Source organism: Nocardiopsis lucentensis DSM 44048 (assembly GCF_000341125.1).
GTDB lineage: Bacteria > Actinomycetota > Actinomycetes > Streptosporangiales > Streptosporangiaceae > Nocardiopsis > Nocardiopsis lucentensis.
In genome coordinates this window covers 1-16,112 of the sequence record NZ_ANBC01000189.1, presented here as the reverse complement: position 1 = coordinate 16,112, position 16,112 = coordinate 1, and the positions used below count along the sequence as shown (strand labels likewise).

The following is a 16,112-nucleotide window of genomic DNA, read 5'->3' as shown; positions in this document are numbered from 1 at the left end:
GGTCGCCGAACGCGACCGCCGCCTCCGTTGCCGGATCAGCCGACGACGATGTTCACCAGCTTCGGCGCGCGCACGATCACCTTGCGGATCTGCTTGTCGCCGATGAATCCCTGGGCCTTCTCCGAGGCCAGCGCGAGCCGCTCCAGCTCCGCCGGGTCGATGTCGGGCGCCACGGTCAGCTTGTCCCGAACCTTGCTCTGCACCTGCACCACGCAGGTCACGGACTCCTGGACCAGCAGTTCCGGGTCCGCCTCGGGCCAGTTGCCGACGGCGACCGTGCCCACGTGCCCCAGCCGCTCCCAGCCCTCCTCGGCCACGTAGGGCGCGAACAGGGACAGCGCCACGGCCACGAACTCGGCCGCCTCGCGCACGGCCGGGTCGGCCGCGCCGGGGCCGGAGTCGATCGCCTTGCGGGCGGCCGAGACCAGCTCCATGGTGCGCGCGATGGCCACGTTGAACCGGCGCGCCTCCACCAGCGTGGTGACCTGATCGATGCTGCGGTGCGTGACCCGGCGCAGCTCGGTGTCGCCGGCGGTGGCGTCGGCGCCGGGCGCGCTGGCCGCGCCAGCCTCGCACATCACGCGGAACGCACGGTTGAGGAACTTCTGCGCGGCGGTGCAGGAGACGTCCGCCCAGTCGACGTCCTCCTCGGGCGGGCTGGCGAAGAGCATGGTCAGACGGACCGCGTCGACGCCGTAGGTGTCGATCTCCTGGCCCAGGTCCACACCGTTGCCCAGGGACTTGGACATCGCCCTGCCCTGGTTGATGACCTGGCCCTGGTTGGTCAGACGGCGGAAGGGTTCGGTGAAGCCCACCATGCCCATGTCGTGCAGGACCTTGGTGAAGAAGCGCGCGTACAGCAGGTGCAGGGTCGCGTGCTCCTTGCCGCCGATGTAGTGGTCGACCGGACCCCACTTGTTGACCGCCTCGGTGTCGAAGGGGGCGGTGTCCAGGTTCGGCGAGCAGTAGCGCAGGAAGTACCAGGACGAGTCGACGAACGTGTCCATGGTGTCGGTGTCGCGGTTGGCGGGACCGCCGCAGGAGGGGCAGTCGACCTCCACCCAGTCGGTGGCGGCGGCCAGCGGCGACACGCCCCGGGGCGCCAGCTCGGCGCCCTTGAGTTCGGGCAGCGTGACCGGCAGCTGTTCGTCGGGGACGGGCACCTCACCACAGGAGGGGCAGTGGATGATGGGGATCGGCGTGCCCCAGTAGCGCTGANNNNGGACACCAGCCAGTCGCGCAGGCGGTAGTTGACGGTGGCGTCGCCGGTGCCGCGCTCGGCCAGCACCTCGACGATGCGGTTGATCGCGTCGGTCTTGGTCAGCCCGTCCAGCGGCCCGGAGTCGCGCAGCGTCCCCTCGCCCGCCGTGGCCACACCGGTCTCGGCCGGGTGGGGCTCGCCGGTCTCCACGACCACCTTGACGGGCAGGTCGAAGGCCAGGGCGAAGTCGAGGTCGCGCTGGTCGTGGGCGGGCACCGCCATGATCGCGCCGTGTCCGTAGTCGGCCAGGACGTAGTCGGCGGCCCAGACCGGCATGCGCTCGCCGTTGACCGGGTTGACGGCGTGGCGGCCCAGGAACACACCGGTCTTGGGGCGCTCGGTGGCCTGGCGCTCGATGTCGGACAGCTTGGCGACCTCGGCGCGGTAGGCGTCGAAGGCCTCGCGCTGCTCGGGTGCGCACAGCTCGTCCGCCAGGTCGGCGTCGGCGGCCACGACGAAGAACGTGGCGCCGTAGAGGGTGTCGGGGCGGGTGGTGAACACGGTCACCGGCTCGTCGCGGCCCTCGATGGCGAAGTGGACGTCGGCGCCGGTGGAGCGGCCGATCCAGTTGCGCTGCATGGCCAGGATCTCGTCCGGCCAGCGGCCGCCGTCCAGCTGGTCCATGTCGTCCAGCAGGCGCTGGGCGTAGTCGGTGATCTTGAAGTACCACTGGTTCAGGCTGCGGCGCACGACGTCGGAGCCGCACCGCTCGCACCGGCCCTGGACGACCTGCTCGTTGGCCAGCACGGTCTGGTCCTGGGGGCACCAGTTGACCTGGCCGTCCTTGCGGTAGGCCAGCCCGCGCTCGAAGAAGCGCAGGAACAGCCACTGGTTCCACTTGTAGTACTCGGGGTCGCTGGTGTGCAGACGGCGCGACCAGTCGACACCGATCCCGTACCGACGGAACGAGGCCGCCTGGGTCTCGATGTTGGCGTAGGTCCACTCGGCGGGGTGCGAGTCGTTCTTGATCGCCGCGTTCTCGGCGGGCAGGCCGAAGGAGTCCCAACCGACGGGGTGCAGGACGTTGTCGCCGCGCTGGAAGCGGTAGCGGCCGATGACGTCGCCGATGGCGTAGGCCTCGGCGTGGCCCATGTGCAGGTCGCCTGAGGGGTAGGCGAACATGTCGACCACGTAGCTGCGGGGCCGGGCGTCGGTCGGGTCCTCGCTGGCCTGGAACGGAAGCTCAGCGGCCCAGCGCGCCTGCCACTTGTCCTGGAGGGCGCGGGCGTCGTAGGTGTCGCCCGTCTTCTGGTCGCCGTCTACCGCTGTCATCGCTGATGTTCCCTTAGCCGGTCTCTGGGTCGGTCGCACGCGGACATGCCGAGCTGGGCCGGGCGTCCACTCGTGCAGTTTCCAGGTTAGCGGTACACGCCCGGGAGCGCAGACGGCTTCGTTCCCCGTGGACGACCTCCGCCAGCTCCTCGCCCGGGCCGGGCCCGGGTGTCCGGGCCGTGAAGGCGACGCGGACCCTGGAATCCCTTTCCGAACACTGTTAGGTTTCGATCCGATCCCCGTTCGCCACACCGACCGGCTGGTTTGTTACTCTGCCGTTCACGTGACGCGGACCACGAGACCCAGACCACACCTGGGTCCGTCACCCACTCGTAGCGGGAGGCCCCCATGCTCAATCTGTCTGTGCTTCTGGAGGACGGCGCCCGATCGGTTCCCGACAAGGAGTGCCTGGTCTTCGGAGACCTTCGCCTCACCTACGCCCTGACCGACATGATCGCCAACCAGGTCGCCAACCTCCTGGTGGCCAGGGGCGTCCGGCCCGGCGACCGCGTCGCGCTCGCCAGCCCCAACCTTCCCTACTTCCCCTTCGTCTACTTCGGAGCCCTCAAGGCCGGCGCCGTGGTCGTCCCCCTCAACGTGCTCCTCACACCGCCCGAGATCGCCTACCACCTGGAGGACTCCGGCGCCAAGGCGCTCTTCGCCTTCACCGGCTCCCCCGAACTCCCCCTGGGCGAGCGCGCCTTCGAGGCCTTCAACCAGGTGGACTCCTGCGAGACCTACATCGACCTGCCCGCCTCCCCGGGCGCCACCGAGTCCGCCATCGAGGGGGCCGAGACGCTCTGGAAGGCCCTCGACGGCCAGCCCGGCACGTTCGAGACGGTGCAGGCCAACTCCGACGACACCGCCGTCATCATCTACACCAGCGGCACCACCGGTAGGCCCAAGGGCGCCCAGCTGTCCCACCACAACCTGATGATGAACGCGATCGTCTCGAGCGACCTGGTCACCGCGCACCCCGACGGCCGGGACGTGTCCCTCGCCGTCCTGCCGCTCTTCCACATCTTCGGTCAGACGGTCATGCTCAACTCGGCCCTGTACCGGCACGGGACCCTGGTCCTCATGCCGCGCTTCGAGCCCGACGAGGCGCTGCGGCTCATGGACGAGGAGGGGATCACCGGGTTCGCCGGGGTGCCCACCATGTACTGGGGCCTGCTCAACGCGGTGCAGTCCGCGGAACCGGGCACCTACGACATCGGCAAGATCGCGGGCAACATCGTCGACGCGATCTCCGGCGGCGCCTCCCTTCCCGGGCAGCTCGCCGAGGACTTCGCCAAGACCTTCGGCGTCGGAATCAAGGAGGGCTACGGTCTGTCCGAGACCTCTCCGGCCGTGGCCTTCAACAACCCCAGGGTCCGGGCCAAGACCGGTTCCATCGGCCTGCCCGTGTGGGGCGTGGAGATGAAGCTGATCGACCCGGAATGGAACGACGCCGGGAACGAGGGCGAGATCGCGGTGCGCGGCCACTGCGTGATGAAGGGCTACCACAACCGGCCCGACGCCAACGCGGAGGTCATCAAGGACGGCTGGTTCCGTACCGGCGACATCGCGCGCCGGGACGAGGACGGCTTCTACTTCATCGTCGACCGGTCCAAGGACATGATCATCCGCGGCGGCTACAACGTCTACCCGCGTGAGATCGAGGAGGTCCTGATGACCCATCCGGAGGTCAGTCTGGCCGCCGTCGTGGGCGTCCCGCACGACACGCACGGCGAGGAGGCCAAGGCCTACGTGATCCGGGAGGCCGACGCCGCGCTCACCGAACAGCAACTGGTCGACTGGGCCAAGGAGCGCCTCGCCGCGTACAAGTACCCCCGCCAGGTCGAGTTCCGCACGGAGCTGCCCATGACCGCCACGGGCAAGATCCTCAAGCGCGAACTGCGCTGACCCTGTTCCCTTCCGCCCCTCCCCGCGCCTCCGGCGGCGTGCGGGGAGGGGCGCGCGCGTCCACGGACCGCCCCCGTGCCCTCCCGCACGGCCCGGGCTCAGCCCTTCACCGCCCCCTGGACGAGACCGGCGACCAGCCAGCGCTGCACGAGGACGAAGAAGACCATCACCGGAAGCGTGATGATCGTGGACGCGGCCATGACGTGCCCCCACTCGTTGGCGTACTGGCCGAAGAACTGGCGCAGCCCCACCGCCACCGTGTACCGGTCGCTCTGCTGCATGAAGGTCAGGGCCAGCACGAACTCGTTCCACGCCACGATGAACGAGAAGATCGCCGTGGCCACCAGGCCGGGCGCGACGAGGGGGAGGAGCACCGACCAGAACATGCGCGGCCACGACGCGCCGTCGATGTAGGCGGCCTCCTCGACCTCCCGGGGCACCGCGGCCACGAACCCGCGCATCATCCACACCGCCAGGGGCAGGGACAGCGCCACGTACACCACGCCCAGCCCCAGCACGGTGTTGAGCATCCGCAGGTCGCGCACCTGGAGGAACAACGGGATGACCAGGGCCTCCAGCGGCACCATCTGCACCACCAGGACGAGCACCAGTACCGACGTCCGGAACCGGAACCGGAACCGAGCCACGGCCACCGACGCCAGCAACGCGAGGAGGCACGCCCCCACGACGGTGATCGAGGCGACCGCCAGCGAGTTACGCAGGTAGAGCGTGAAGTCGCCCTCGGTCATCACGTACGTGAAGTTGTCGAACGTGACGTCCGTCGGCACCAGCGCGCCCGTTCCGGAGGTGCTCCGGTCGGAGAAGGCGCTGACCAGCATGAAGTAGACGGGAAAGAGGGTGAAGGCCAGCAGAACCACCACCCCCGCCGCCCTGCCCGCGCCCCGGAGCCTCCGGGGCGGCCCGCCCCTGCGGCGGGCACGGGCGACGCGGTCGTCCCAGCGTCGGTCATCGGGTGCGGCTACGCGCGTGGCCAACACGGCTCCTCTCTCCGGTGCCCCGCACCGGACCTGGTGGGGTGGTGGACCGCCGGAAGGGGGCCGTTAGACTCCTGCTCTGTTCGTGGAGGGGCGCCCGTGGCGCCGAGGCGAGGGCGAAGGGGTGAAGGCCGTGTCGGCGTGGTCAACGGAGACGGCGGCGTGAGCCCGTGAGCGAGTCCGCCGGTCCCTCCCCCACCGAGGTCGTCATCAGCTGGATCCCGCACGACGCGCGATTCCGCGACAGCGCCGTGCGCCACGCCCTGGCCGACCCCTCCGGACAGCGCCTGTTCGTGTACGTGAACAACCTGGTGAACCGGAGCCACGACGACGGACGCCCTCTGGGGGAGTACGACCTGCGCACGATGGACGCGGTCCTGGAGGACCTGGACCGTCGCCCCCTGGCCGCCGTGGACTGGCGGAGGGTCCGCGAGAAGCTCATCGAGGGGGCCGCCTGACCGGGGTCGGGTCCCCTTCCCTCCCGCCGTTCCCACGGGCTGTCCGGTCATCGCAGCTCGTCCTCCCGGAACAGGGCGCGCAGGTACAGCACGGTGATCCCCAGCAGGAGCAGCGTGAGCAGGACCGCGACGGCCGACCCCGCCCCGTAGTCGTTGTGGCCGAAGGAACGCACGTAGGCCCACACGCCCAGGTTCAGCATCCGCGACCCTCCCACGTCCCCTCCGGGCATGAGGTAGATCTGCGCGAACACCTTGAAGTCCCAGATCGTGGAGAGCACGGTCACCACCGCGAACACCGGGCGCAGCACGGGGAAGGTGACGTGCCAGAACCGCTTCCAGGCGCCGGCGCCGTCGATCAGCGCCGCCTCGTGCAGGTCCCTGGGCACGGTCATCAGTCCCGCGAGTACCGTGACCGCCACGAACGGGAAGCCGCTGTGCACCACGTTGAGGGTGACGATCGCGTAGAAGGACAGACGGTCGGCGAACCAGTTGTACCCCTCGGGCCCGAGCACGCCGAGGGACGTCAGCGCCTGGGCGACGACGCCGTCGTCGACGTCGAAGATCCAGATCCACACGTAGGTGCCGCTGACCGCGGGCATCGCCCAGGCCACCATCACGCAGGAGACGACGACCACCCGGGTGAGCGGGCGCAGCGTGGACAGCAGCAGCGCCACCAGCGTGCCCAGGACCACGGTCGAGACCACCGCGACCGCGGCGAACACCACCGTGTTGGGCAGGGCGACCCGCCACAGGTACGGATCGCCCAGGAGCGCCGCGTAGTTGTCGAACCCAACGGGGTCGGACTCGCCGGAGACCAGGTTGCGCAGGTGGAAGTCGCGAAAGGACAGCCACACGACGCGCGCGAGGGGGAACAGCAGGAGCGCCCCGACGACCGCCAGCGCGGGCGCGAGCAGCGCCCACGGCATGAGGGTCCTGCGAGCACCCGCGCTCAGGAACGGCGCCCGCCGTCGGCCGCGGCCCCTCGGCGGAGGCGCCCCCTCGGCGTCGCGGACGGTCTCTTTCGCCTCACGCGTGTTCCCCAGCCCGACCGGTGTGCCCACGCTCAGCCTCCGTTGAGGATGCGTTCGATCTCGGCGGCGGCCGTCGCGGTGGCCTCGTCCACGGTGGCGTCGCCGTTGAGGATGCTCTGCTGCATGGCGACGATGACCTTCTCGGCCTCCACCCGGCCCCAGGCCGGGGCGACGGGGGTGCCGCGACTGGCCGTGATGAGCTGTACGGCGAAGGGCCGGACCAGTGGGTCCTCGGACTCGGCGAACGCGGTCACGGCCTCCTCACGCCCGGGGAAGAAACCGGTCTCCTCGGCCCAGCGCGAGGAGAACTGGTAGCTGGTCAGGTGGTCGACGTACTCCCAGGCGACCTCCTCCTGCCCGGTCCCCTCGAACACCGACAGGAGGGAGCCGCCCGCGAAGGAGTCGGTGTAGCCGTCCTCCCGGCCCGGGATGACGAAGACGCCGAGCCGGCCCTCCAGATCGGGATTGGACTCCAGGATCGCCTTGGGGTTGGCGCTGCCGGAGATCGCCATGATGGCCCGTTCCTCGGCCAGGGATTCCATCACGTCGATCTCGTTCCAGTTCACCGCGCCGGTGGTGGAGACGCCGTCCTCCAGGGCCAGCCCGGTGAAGAAGGACATCCCGGCCCGGCCGCCGTCACTGTCGATCTCCGACACCCACGTACCGTCGGACGTCTGGACGGCGAGTTCCGCGCCTCCGCCCCAGATCCAGGGCATGACCGAGTACTGCGCGTCACCGGGGATCGGGAAGGCGATCATGTCCTCCTCCGCCTCGGAGAGCGCGATGGCGGTCTCCCGCAGCTCGGCCCAGTTCTCGGGGACCTCCTGGTCGTGCTCCTCGAAGATGTCGGTGCGGTAGACGATGGAACGGATGGCCGCGTACCACGGAACCCCGTAGATCCGGTCGTCGATCCGCCCCATCCGGAGCAGGCTCTGGGTGTAGACGTAGGGGTCGTCGACGTAACCGGACAGGTCGTGCAGGGCGCCGGAGTCGGCGAACTCGGGGACGAAGGTCGTGCCGAGCTCGACCACGTCGGGCACCGTACCTCCGGCGATGGCGGTGGAGATCTTGTTCTGCGCGTCGCTCCACGGCACGAACTCGACGTCGACCCCGACGCCCGTCTGCTCGGTGAACGCCGCGTTGGCCGCGTCGAAGTAGGCCGTCTCGTCGGGGTTGGTGCCCTCCATGATCCAGACGACGAGGTCGTCGGACACGGAACCGCCCGTGCCCATGCCGCAGGCGGTGCCGACGAGGGCCAGGGCCATCGCCGCGGCGGGGAGGTGAACGTGAGTGTGTGCTCGTCTGCGTGCCATCGGCGCGCCTCCCGTTCCTTTCGAGGGTCCCCCGGGGGATGGTAGGAAACCTACGTAAAGAAGCGCCCCGTGTGAAGTAAACAACAGATCCTTGTGTCTCAGCTGTTAGGAGAGGATGGCCCCGGCGTCCGCGCCCGGACCGCCGTCAGTCCTCCGCGAGGCCGGTCACCTGGCGGAGGGTGGCCACGAGTTCGGGGCGACGGTACACGGCCAGTCCGATGGCGGCGCTGAACGCGGCGAGCATGTGCACGAAGACCATGGGGTCGCCCTGGGCGAACCGCTCGGCGGCCTCCTCCTCACCGATGGAGTGCGCCTCCCACGCGGTGCTGACGGCGAACTCCAGCTCGGGTGGGAGCATCTCGGCGACCGTGCGGGCGACGGCCTCGCGCGAGTCGGCGGGCTTCCACACCACACCGGTCTGCTGGACCCGGCGGCTCAGGAAGGCGGAGATGACCTTCAGTTCCGACATCACGTCGTCGACGTCGTCGGCCGCCTGAGGGATCACCTCGTCGAGTTCGTCCCGGTTGCGGTCGGCGTAGGCGCCCACGAGCGCGATCGCCGTGCGCTTGACGCGGTCGGGCAGGTCGGGCGCGGGGGTCTCGCCGCTTTGGGGCGCGTTCTCTTCGGAGGGCTCGGAGGACACTGTCGGGTCCCTTCACGGTGCTGCGGGCCGGTGTGAGGCTTCCATCATGCCGTCACGGAACCGTTCGCGCGTGACCGACGGGCCCGTGTCCCCTCCCGGCGAACAGGAGGGGACACGGCGACGCGCTCAGAACGCGGGACGCAGGGGCATGCGGGCGTCGGTGCCGTCCAGGCGGACGCCGAGGATCTGGTGCAGTTGCACGACGTTCCGCTCGAAGCCGAGCACGCATCCGGCCATGTACAGGCGCCACACCCGGGCGGTGCCCTCGCCCACCAGGGAGACCGCCTCGTCCCAGTTCCGGTCGAGGTTGGCGCCCCAGTGGCGAAGCGTGAGGGCGTAGTGCTCGCGCAGGTTCTCCTGGTGGCGGATCTCGAACCCCGCGTCGTTCATCGAGGTCTGGATGGCGCCCGGCCCCTCCAGCTCGCCGTCGGGAAACACGTACCGGTTGATGACCCCCTTGGGGTCCATGGCCTTGAGGTCGTTGCGCGGGCGGGTGATGCAGTGGTTGAGCAGCCGACCGCCGGGGACGAGCTTGGCGTACAGGGACGCGAAGTAGGAGTCCAGGTTGCGTGCACCGATGTGCTCGGTCAGCCCGATCGAGCTGATCCGGTCGTAGCTGCCGTCGGAAACGTCCCGGTAGTCCATGTGGCGGACCTCGGCCAGCTCCGACAGCCCCTCCTGGGCGATCCGCTTGGCCGCCCATTCGGCCTGTTCCTTGGACAGGGTGACGCCCAGCGCCTTGACCCCGTGTTCCCGGGCGGCGTGCATGACCATGCCGCCCCACCCGCAGCCGACGTCGAGCAGACGCATGCCCCGTTCCAGGCCGAGCTTGCGCGAGACCAGCTCGTACTTGCGGAACTGGGCGCTCTCCAACGCCCCGTCGAATTCCTCCACTCGGCCCAGAGCGCCGTCCTCGTCGTCGAAGACGGCACAGGTGTAGGTCATGGACGGGCCCAGGACCAGCTCGTAGAAGGCGTTGGACACGTCGTAGTGGTGGTGGATGACCTCGGCGTCGCGTTCCCTGGAGTGCCGCCAGCCCATGGCCGCGAGCCTGCCCACACGCATCTCCTGCGGCGGCGGCGCCACACGGTTGACGAACTTGACCCAGCCCACGGACCGGACGATGCCGGCCAGGTCGCCGAGGGAGAGGTTGACTCCCTCGGCGAGCACGAAGTCGGACATACGCCTCAGGACGGTGTACATGTCGCCCTCGACGTCCAGGTGACCGGACACGTAGGCGCGGGTGAGGCCGACCGCGTTCGGTGACTGGGCCAGGTAGTTGACGGCGACCGGCGTGCGCACGTGAAGGGCGACGTCGGAGTTCGGGGCTCCGGCGGAGCTGCCGTCGTAGGCGGTGAAACGGATGGGCGCGTCGGGGCCGACGACCCGCTCGAAGATCTCTGCAAGCCGCACGTTCTCGTCCTCCCTCTCCCGAGCGCGCCCCTGGAGGGGACCGCCCGGTGTCTGCGGTGTCAGCGGTTGCGCACGCACTTGGCGTACAGGTCGAGCAACCGTCCCCGGGGGTCGTAGGACTCCTTGAGACGGGAGTAGGCGGGCCCGTTGTAGAGGCGCCAGAACTCGTCCTCGGCGTAGAAGGCGTCCGAGTAGAGCGACTTGTGGCCGCCGAGCCGCGCGACCTCCTCCTCCACCAGGCGGTTGTGGTGCGCCCGGCGCTGGCGGGGCTTCATGTCCACCAGGCCCCAGAACCCGAAGTTCACGTAGAGGCGGTCATGGTCGAGGGGGTAGAGCGGCCACACGTGCTCGCCCTCGGCCGCCCCGGCGTGCCGGGGCTCACGGAGGCGGAGAGGGCACATCCACACGGGGGTCATACCGATCTCGGAGTGGAAGAACTCCAGGAACTCCGCGCCGCGTTCCACGCCGACCTCGATGTCCTGGATGAGCGGCTCCTGTGGACGCCTACCCCGGTAGTGGTTGAGCAGGCGGGAGAAGTCGGTGCGCCGGTCCCAGGCGACGAGTCTGCGGTAGACGTCGGAGCGTTTGAGGGACCGCGGCCACAGCGGCCGGACGAGGGGGTGCTGCGTGCCGAAGGCGCGCGAGCACCAGAACCAGTCGGTGTCCCACCGCCACAGGTAGTCATGAGTGGTGAGGTAGTCGCCGGGGCCGTTGCCCGCGTGGCGCCGGATGGACTGGTAGTAGATGTCGGTGCCGGTGTAGTCGCTGGCCCAGGGCGCCTGGTCGGTGAAGCGGGCCAGGCTGAGGTAGAGCTCGTCGGGGCCGAAGGCGACCCCGTCCACGAAGTCGACCGGCTGGCCGTCGTGCTCGGCGTCGGCGCAGATCCTCGCGAGGGCGTCCATGGCCTCGGCCCCGTCGTGGAACCGCAGGTGGCGAAGGTGTACGTAGGGAGAGACCGGTTCGAGTTCGATCCGCAGGCGCAGGCTGTATCCGAGCGTTCCGTAGGAGTTGGGGAAACCGTGGAAGAGGTCGGCGTGCTCGTTGTCGCGGGTGGCCGTGACGACGTCACCACCGCCGGTCAGGATCTCCATCTCCTGGACGGACTCGTGGGGCAGGCCGTTGCGGAAGGACGAGGACTCGATGCCGAGGCCGGTGACCGCCCCGCCGAGGGTGATGGTGCGCAGCTGGGGGACGACGAGCGGCATGAGGCCGTGCGGGAGGGTCGCGGCGACGAGCTCCTCGTAGGTGGTCATCCCGCCCACGTCGGCCAGGCGCTCCACCGGGTCGATGGAGATGACACCGGAGAAGGCGGACACGTCCAGCGGCGGAGCGGTGGTCGGTTCGCGGAAACGGAAGAGGTTGGAGGTGGGCTTGGCCAGCCGCACGGGGGCGCCCTCGGGCAGTTCCCGGTACTCGCGGCGCAGCCGCTGAACCGCCGCGATGTGCGCGGCCAGTCCTGGCCGATCCCCGGTGACGCTGCCCGTACCCTGCTGTGAAGTTGCCATCTTCCCGCTCCCGGTCTCGGCGCACGTGACGCACGGCGTTGTTCGACCCGAGGCCCGCCGGAGGGTGCGCGGGAACGGGCCGATGCCCCTCTGTTCTACCTACGGGTAACGGCTTCGTGCCACCCCATTTGTGACCGTGTCTCCGCCCGGGTCCGTTCACCTGGGCATTGTCCGGGCCCACTCCGAGTGTGGCGTGGAACACCCCGGGAAGGGCGGCACCGCGCCGACCGGAGGCGCGTGGGGCGCCGCCGTGGGGACGGCCCGACTAGAATCAGCTTCCGTGCGCATCGCTCTCGTAGACTCCGGTATCGGGATGCTGTCCACCGCGGCCGCCCTGCACGCGGCCAGGCCGGACGCCGACCTGGTGCTCTCCATGGACCCCGACCACATGCCCTGGGGTCCACGCACGCCCGAGCAGGTGATCGGCCGCGCGCTGGCCGGGGCTCGCTCGGCGTGCGCCGCCCTGGGCGGGGACGGCGCGGACGCGGTGGTCGTCCCGTGCAACACGGCCTCCGTGCACGGGCTCGCCGACCTGCGGGCCGAGTTCGAACCAAGGGTGCCGGTCGTCGGGACGGTTCCGGCGATCAAGCCCGCCGCGACCGCCGGCGGACCGATCGCCGTGTGGTCGACGACCGCGACCACCCACAGCGCCTACCAGCGCCGGCTCGTGGAGACCTTCGCCGCCGGGGTCGAGGTCACCCAGGTGGCCTGTGTCGGCCTGGCCGAGGCCGTGGAGTCGGCCGACCCGCGGCTGATCGACGAGGCCGTGGCCTACGCGGCCGAACGGACGCCCGCGGACGTGCGCGGGGTGGTCCTGGGATGCACGCACTACGACCTGGTGAGCGAGCGCGTCACCGCTGTCCTGGGCCCGCGGGCCCGGCTGTTCACGGCCGCCGACGCGGTGGCCGCCCAGACCCTGCGCAGGATCGGCGACCTTCCCCCGAGTGACCACGTCGGCCGGGTGTCCGTGCTCGCCAGCGGGCGCCCCTCCCGGCTGCCCTCCGCCGCGCTGGCCTATCCGGCGGGGCGAGCGCTGGCCACGGCGGCTCCGACCCCCGGGGCGGCCCGGTAGTCGTCACCGTGCGGCACCCCCGCGGCGAGGGTACGGACCAGGTCGCGCACCCCGGCGGTGTCGTTGTCGTGCATCAGCGTCTCCAGCAGCGAGAGCGCCGCGCGCTGGTCCCCGGGGCGCTCGCGGACGTGGCGCCACTGCGGTTCGGTGGCCGCGTCGGAGAGCATGAGCGTGCGGCCGACCTGCCCGAGGGCGGTGAGCAGCGGAGTGTCGTGCGGAATCGCCGCCAGCGCGGCGTTGACCTGCTCGGCCTGCTCCTCGGGGTTGACCTCGTCCGAGGGCTGGGCGCGCAGGTACTCCAGGATCCGGTCGGCGGAAGCCAGCGGTTGGACCGGCGCCATGGCCCCGATCATGGCGCGCACCTCGTCGAGGTCTCCGACGATCTCCTCCGTTCGGCCCAACTCCCCGATGAGCCGCTCGGCGCNCCCCCCCCCCCGCCGCCAACCGGGCGGCGGCCAGGGCCAGTTCGGCGCCGCGCCGGGGCGCTCCCACCCGTTCGAAATAGCGCGACCACGTGGTGACCCGCACACCCAGCCGCCAGTCGTTGCGGACCGCGCCCTGGCACACGAGGTTCTCCACCGCCTCCACCCAGGCGGGGCGCAGGCTCGGGTGGGCCTCGGCCTCCTCGACGGTGGGCAGGGGGACGATGGCCTCGCGGGACGGGTACAGGCCCAGACGCACCAGCCAGGACAACAACCGCGCGCGTTCGAAGCGGATCAGGCGGCGCAGAGCGACGTGGCGGCCGCCATGGGTGTCCGCCCCGAGGGCGACCTCGGCTTCGAGCCGGTCCAAGGCCTCCAGGGCGTCGGTGTGTTTGTCCTGGTGGCGCAGGGCTCGAACCAGTGTGAACACGCCCTCCGCGCCGAGGAACGCGGGCCCGGTGGCGGTGTGCTCGAATCGCCGCAGGTCGGCCTCGGCGCGGTCCGGTCGTCCTTCGTCGATGAGCAGGTGGGCACGGGCCAGGCAGAACGAGGGCCAGGCGGGGGTCTGTTCCCATCCGGCCAGCCGCCGCGACGACAGCAGTTCGGCGCGCTCGGACGTGGTGCCGCCCGCGTCGACGTTGGCGTGGCAGCGCACGAGCGTCTCCAGCGCGGAGACGGGCAGCGGTCCGTGCGCGCGCGGGTCGGGTACGCCCTCCGCGGCGGCGACCGCCTGGTCCAGGGAGCGCCGCCCCTCGGCGAGGGCACCCACCCGCACGGCCAGGGGCCAGTGCGCGAGGTAGAGCAGCGTCGGCGGCCCGAAGACCCCTGGCACCTCGGCCCGGTCACCGCCCGCCTCGGCCACCAGTCGGCGCGCCGTGCGCAGGGCCGAACGGGCGACGGCCTCCACCCGGGCCGCCTCCCCCTCCTCGCACAGCCTCGGCAGGCTCATGACCGCCTCGGCGAGGTCGACCTGTCCGGTCGCCCGCAGGCGGCTCGCGGTCTCCCCCGCCCATGTCCACATCGGCATCATCAGTTCGTCGGGGCGGACGCCCCGGCCCTCAGGACCGGAGAGGAAGCCCCTGCCTCCTTCTGCGTGGTGTAGGCGTAACCGTCCGCGCGCCGGGGCGGTCGGACGTTTCGGTGTCCCGTGCCCCGCACGGTGCCGTGGACGGTGGTGACGTCGACCCCGCCGGTGTGCGCGCCCGCCTTCTTCCCGGCGGGCGCGACGGCCCGGACCGGTCGGTCCGCCGTCCCGTGTGGAACGTGGCCAACGGGTCACCTCCCTCGGGTGTTGGCTGGTACCGGCAACGGCGGGCCTTGCACCACTCGGGCTGGGAACCCCGCCTGAGGACGGGGGATCCCGGTACCGCTCCCCCTGTCGCGCCATGTGAGAACAGAACGTAGCAGCGCGGTGACGGAGCTGTCCGGAAAACGCGTGAAACCGGTGCTCTCCGGGCTACCCGCGGCCGCCCGGAGGGCGGTTGAAGCCCTAGAATCAGGACCAACCGGCCCCCGGCAGCGGGGGCGTCGGTGTCTGACCACCCGCTCCACCAGGAAGACGTGAACGCCCATGGGATGGCGAGACCGCTTCGGACTCCGCAAGGCCAACCGCAAGGGCAAGGCCCGCTTCGACCGGGCCTCCGAGGACGACGACATCAAGGCCCTCATCGAGTTCGCCAAGAGCCGGGTCGGCGTGGAGTTCTTCGTCGAACCCGAAACCTTCGCCACCCGGACCACCGCCGTGGCGGTGGCCACCGACGGTGAGTGGATCCGCCGCCGGTGCGGCTCCCCCGACGTCATCCGCAAGGTGGCGAACCGCATCGCGACGCCCGCCTACGACGTTCAGATCGTCGGATACCCGCAGCGGATGCGCGACTGGAGCGCCCGCAACAAGCGCGGGCTCTCCATGGACGACTGACCGCCCGCCTTCCAGCGGGAAGAGTGAGACTGAGCACGCCGACCTTCCGGCCCTGGTCGGGGCGAAACCCGCGACCGGGTCATTTTGGGCATTGATGACGACACCTTGCCGCGACTTCCTCGCCGAACGGGTTCCCTAACGGGCATCTTCCATCGCATACTCGCCTGGGAGGGGGGACTCTGATGAAGCAGGATCTCACTGCCTTGTGTTGCGAGTGCGGCATGATCCGCGAAGTGAGCGACTACCAGAGCGTGGGCGAGGCCCAGTCGGCCTACGGCGTGGCCCGCTGCGTCGTCTGGCGCAAGTGCCGCACGTGCGGTTACCGCACGTACCACGCCTACCTGCGCGTTGACGAGGACCGCGATGAGCTGGAGGACGCGCTGCGCCTGGACGGCGCCCTGGCCGCCGAGGCGTTGGAGGAGGAGGTCGAACAGCTACGGCTGTGCGGGGTGGAGGTCGGCCACGCCCCCGTCCCCGCGATCTGGGACGGACAGTCCGTCGGAATGGTCACGCAACGGCTGACCGACCAGGCCTACTCGATCGTGCTGGACCCGGAGGCCTCGGTGGTGTCCCGGCTCAAACTCATCGACATGATGTGGAACGAATTGCTGGTCGGCGAACACGACGACCGGTGGTACATCCAGGAACCCGAGGACGACTCCCCCGGATACGCCATCCGCCTCTTCGGATTCCGGGACCGCCGCTGACCGCGAGGTAGGCACAAGGCTCCGCTCCCCCGCCACCGCGTGTGGCGGGTGAGCCCTCCCACCGGGTCAGCCCGACGCCGCCGCCGGTTCGGTCCGTTCCGACAGGCGGCGCAGCGCCGCCCGGGCGACCGTCGGGTCCGTGGTCCCCCAGTAAGGCGGCAGCGACGCGCGCAGGAACCCCCCGTAGCGCGCGGTGG

At 70.6% G+C, this 16,112-nt stretch carries 11 protein-coding genes and 2 pseudogenes; 5 read left to right on the top strand and 8 right to left on the bottom strand.

The genetic code is table 11. The annotated features are described in order from the left end of the window. Window positions 1-35 precede the first annotated feature (35 nt). Window positions 36-2,533, bottom strand: a pseudogene (gene leuS / locus D471_RS33265) (leucine--tRNA ligase). Window positions 2,534-2,881: 348 nt separating this feature from the next. On the opposite strand from leuS, the gene D471_RS0106335 reads away from it, so the two are divergent. Further along, entirely contained in the window at window positions 2,882-4,438 is a 1,557-nt protein-coding gene (locus tag D471_RS0106335; RefSeq protein ID WP_017597846.1) for a long-chain-fatty-acid--CoA ligase, read from the top strand. 98 nt (window positions 4,439-4,536) lie between these two features. Here the strand turns inward: D471_RS0106335 and D471_RS0106330 are convergent, their stop codons facing one another. Next, window positions 4,537-5,433 (bottom strand): carbohydrate ABC transporter permease, encoded by an 897-nt coding sequence (locus D471_RS0106330; RefSeq protein WP_193789744.1) that lies wholly within the window; start codon window positions 5,431-5,433, stop codon window positions 4,537-4,539. A 170-nt stretch (window positions 5,434-5,603) separates the two neighbouring features. On the opposite strand from D471_RS0106330, the gene D471_RS0106325 reads away from it, so the two are divergent. Beyond that, window positions 5,604-5,891 (top strand): hypothetical protein, encoded by a 288-nt coding sequence (locus tag D471_RS0106325; protein ID WP_017597844.1) that lies wholly within the window; start codon window positions 5,604-5,606, stop codon window positions 5,889-5,891. A 47-nt stretch (window positions 5,892-5,938) separates the two neighbouring features. Here the strand turns inward: D471_RS0106325 and D471_RS0106320 are convergent, their stop codons facing one another. The 5 genes from D471_RS0106320 to D471_RS0106300 form a co-directional block, all read right to left on the bottom strand. Continuing rightward, entirely contained in the window at window positions 5,939-6,817 is an 879-nt protein-coding gene (locus D471_RS0106320; protein ID WP_017597843.1) for a carbohydrate ABC transporter permease, read from the bottom strand. A gap of 137 nt (window positions 6,818-6,954) precedes the next feature. Continuing rightward, window positions 6,955-8,235 carry a sugar ABC transporter substrate-binding protein gene (locus D471_RS0106315; RefSeq protein ID WP_026127461.1) on the bottom strand — a complete coding sequence of 427 codons (1,281 nt, stop codon included), beginning with the start codon at window positions 8,233-8,235 and terminating at the stop codon, window positions 6,955-6,957. A 145-nt stretch (window positions 8,236-8,380) separates the two neighbouring features. Next, the gene (locus D471_RS0106310) at window positions 8,381-8,878 is read right to left on the bottom strand and encodes a hypothetical protein (RefSeq protein WP_017597841.1); all 498 of its coding nucleotides are present in this window, start codon (window positions 8,876-8,878) and stop codon (window positions 8,381-8,383) included. Window positions 8,879-9,004: 126 nt separating this feature from the next. Next, window positions 9,005-10,291 (bottom strand): SAM-dependent methyltransferase, encoded by a 1,287-nt coding sequence (locus D471_RS0106305; RefSeq protein ID WP_017597840.1) that lies wholly within the window; start codon window positions 10,289-10,291, stop codon window positions 9,005-9,007. Window positions 10,292-10,350: 59 nt separating this feature from the next. Next, complete coding sequence (locus tag D471_RS0106300; RefSeq protein ID WP_017597839.1) at window positions 10,351-11,796, bottom strand: FAD-binding oxidoreductase; 1,446 nt, start codon at window positions 11,794-11,796, stop codon at window positions 10,351-10,353. Window positions 11,797-12,076: 280 nt separating this feature from the next. Here D471_RS0106300 and D471_RS0106295 point away from each other — a divergent pair, with 280 nt between their 5' ends. Next, window positions 12,077-12,868: a glutamate racemase gene (locus tag D471_RS0106295; RefSeq protein WP_193789743.1), complete on the top strand. Its 792-nt coding sequence runs from the start codon at window positions 12,077-12,079 to the stop codon at window positions 12,866-12,868. Here D471_RS0106295 and D471_RS33260 read toward each other — a convergent pair. Continuing rightward, window positions 12,814-14,239: pseudogene (locus D471_RS33260) on the bottom strand (hypothetical protein); the annotation flags it as partial. The gene D471_RS0106295 and the pseudogene D471_RS33260 sit on opposite strands and share 55 nt — an antisense overlap. A gap of 621 nt (window positions 14,240-14,860) precedes the next feature. Here D471_RS33260 and D471_RS0106280 point away from each other — a divergent pair. Then, a complete protein-coding gene (locus D471_RS0106280; RefSeq protein WP_017597835.1) occupies window positions 14,861-15,208 on the top strand; it encodes a hypothetical protein in 348 nt (115 codons plus the stop codon). A gap of 182 nt (window positions 15,209-15,390) precedes the next feature. Then, complete coding sequence (locus D471_RS0106275) at window positions 15,391-15,915, top strand: DUF6315 family protein (RefSeq protein ID WP_026127460.1); 525 nt, start codon at window positions 15,391-15,393, stop codon at window positions 15,913-15,915. The last annotated feature ends 197 nt before the right edge of the window (window positions 15,916-16,112 follow it).

Excerpts from the sequence above, each read along its gene's own strand:
- D471_RS0106335 (WP_017597846.1), top strand. The coding sequence starts at position 2,882 with ATGCTCAATCTGTCTGTGCTTCTGGAGGACGGCGCCCGATCGGTTCCC.
- D471_RS0106320 (WP_017597843.1), bottom strand. The coding sequence starts at position 6,817 with ATGCCGTGGGCGCTGCTCGCGCCCGCGCTGGCGGTCGTCGGGGCGCTC.
- D471_RS0106315 (WP_026127461.1), bottom strand. The coding sequence starts at position 8,235 with ATGGCACGCAGACGAGCACACACTCACGTTCACCTCCCCGCCGCGGCG.
- D471_RS0106300 (WP_017597839.1), bottom strand. The coding sequence starts at position 11,796 with ATGGCAACTTCACAGCAGGGTACGGGCAGCGTCACCGGGGATCGGCCA.
- D471_RS0106280 (WP_017597835.1), top strand. The coding sequence starts at position 14,861 with ATGGGATGGCGAGACCGCTTCGGACTCCGCAAGGCCAACCGCAAGGGC.
- D471_RS0106275 (WP_026127460.1), top strand. The coding sequence starts at position 15,391 with ATGAAGCAGGATCTCACTGCCTTGTGTTGCGAGTGCGGCATGATCCGC.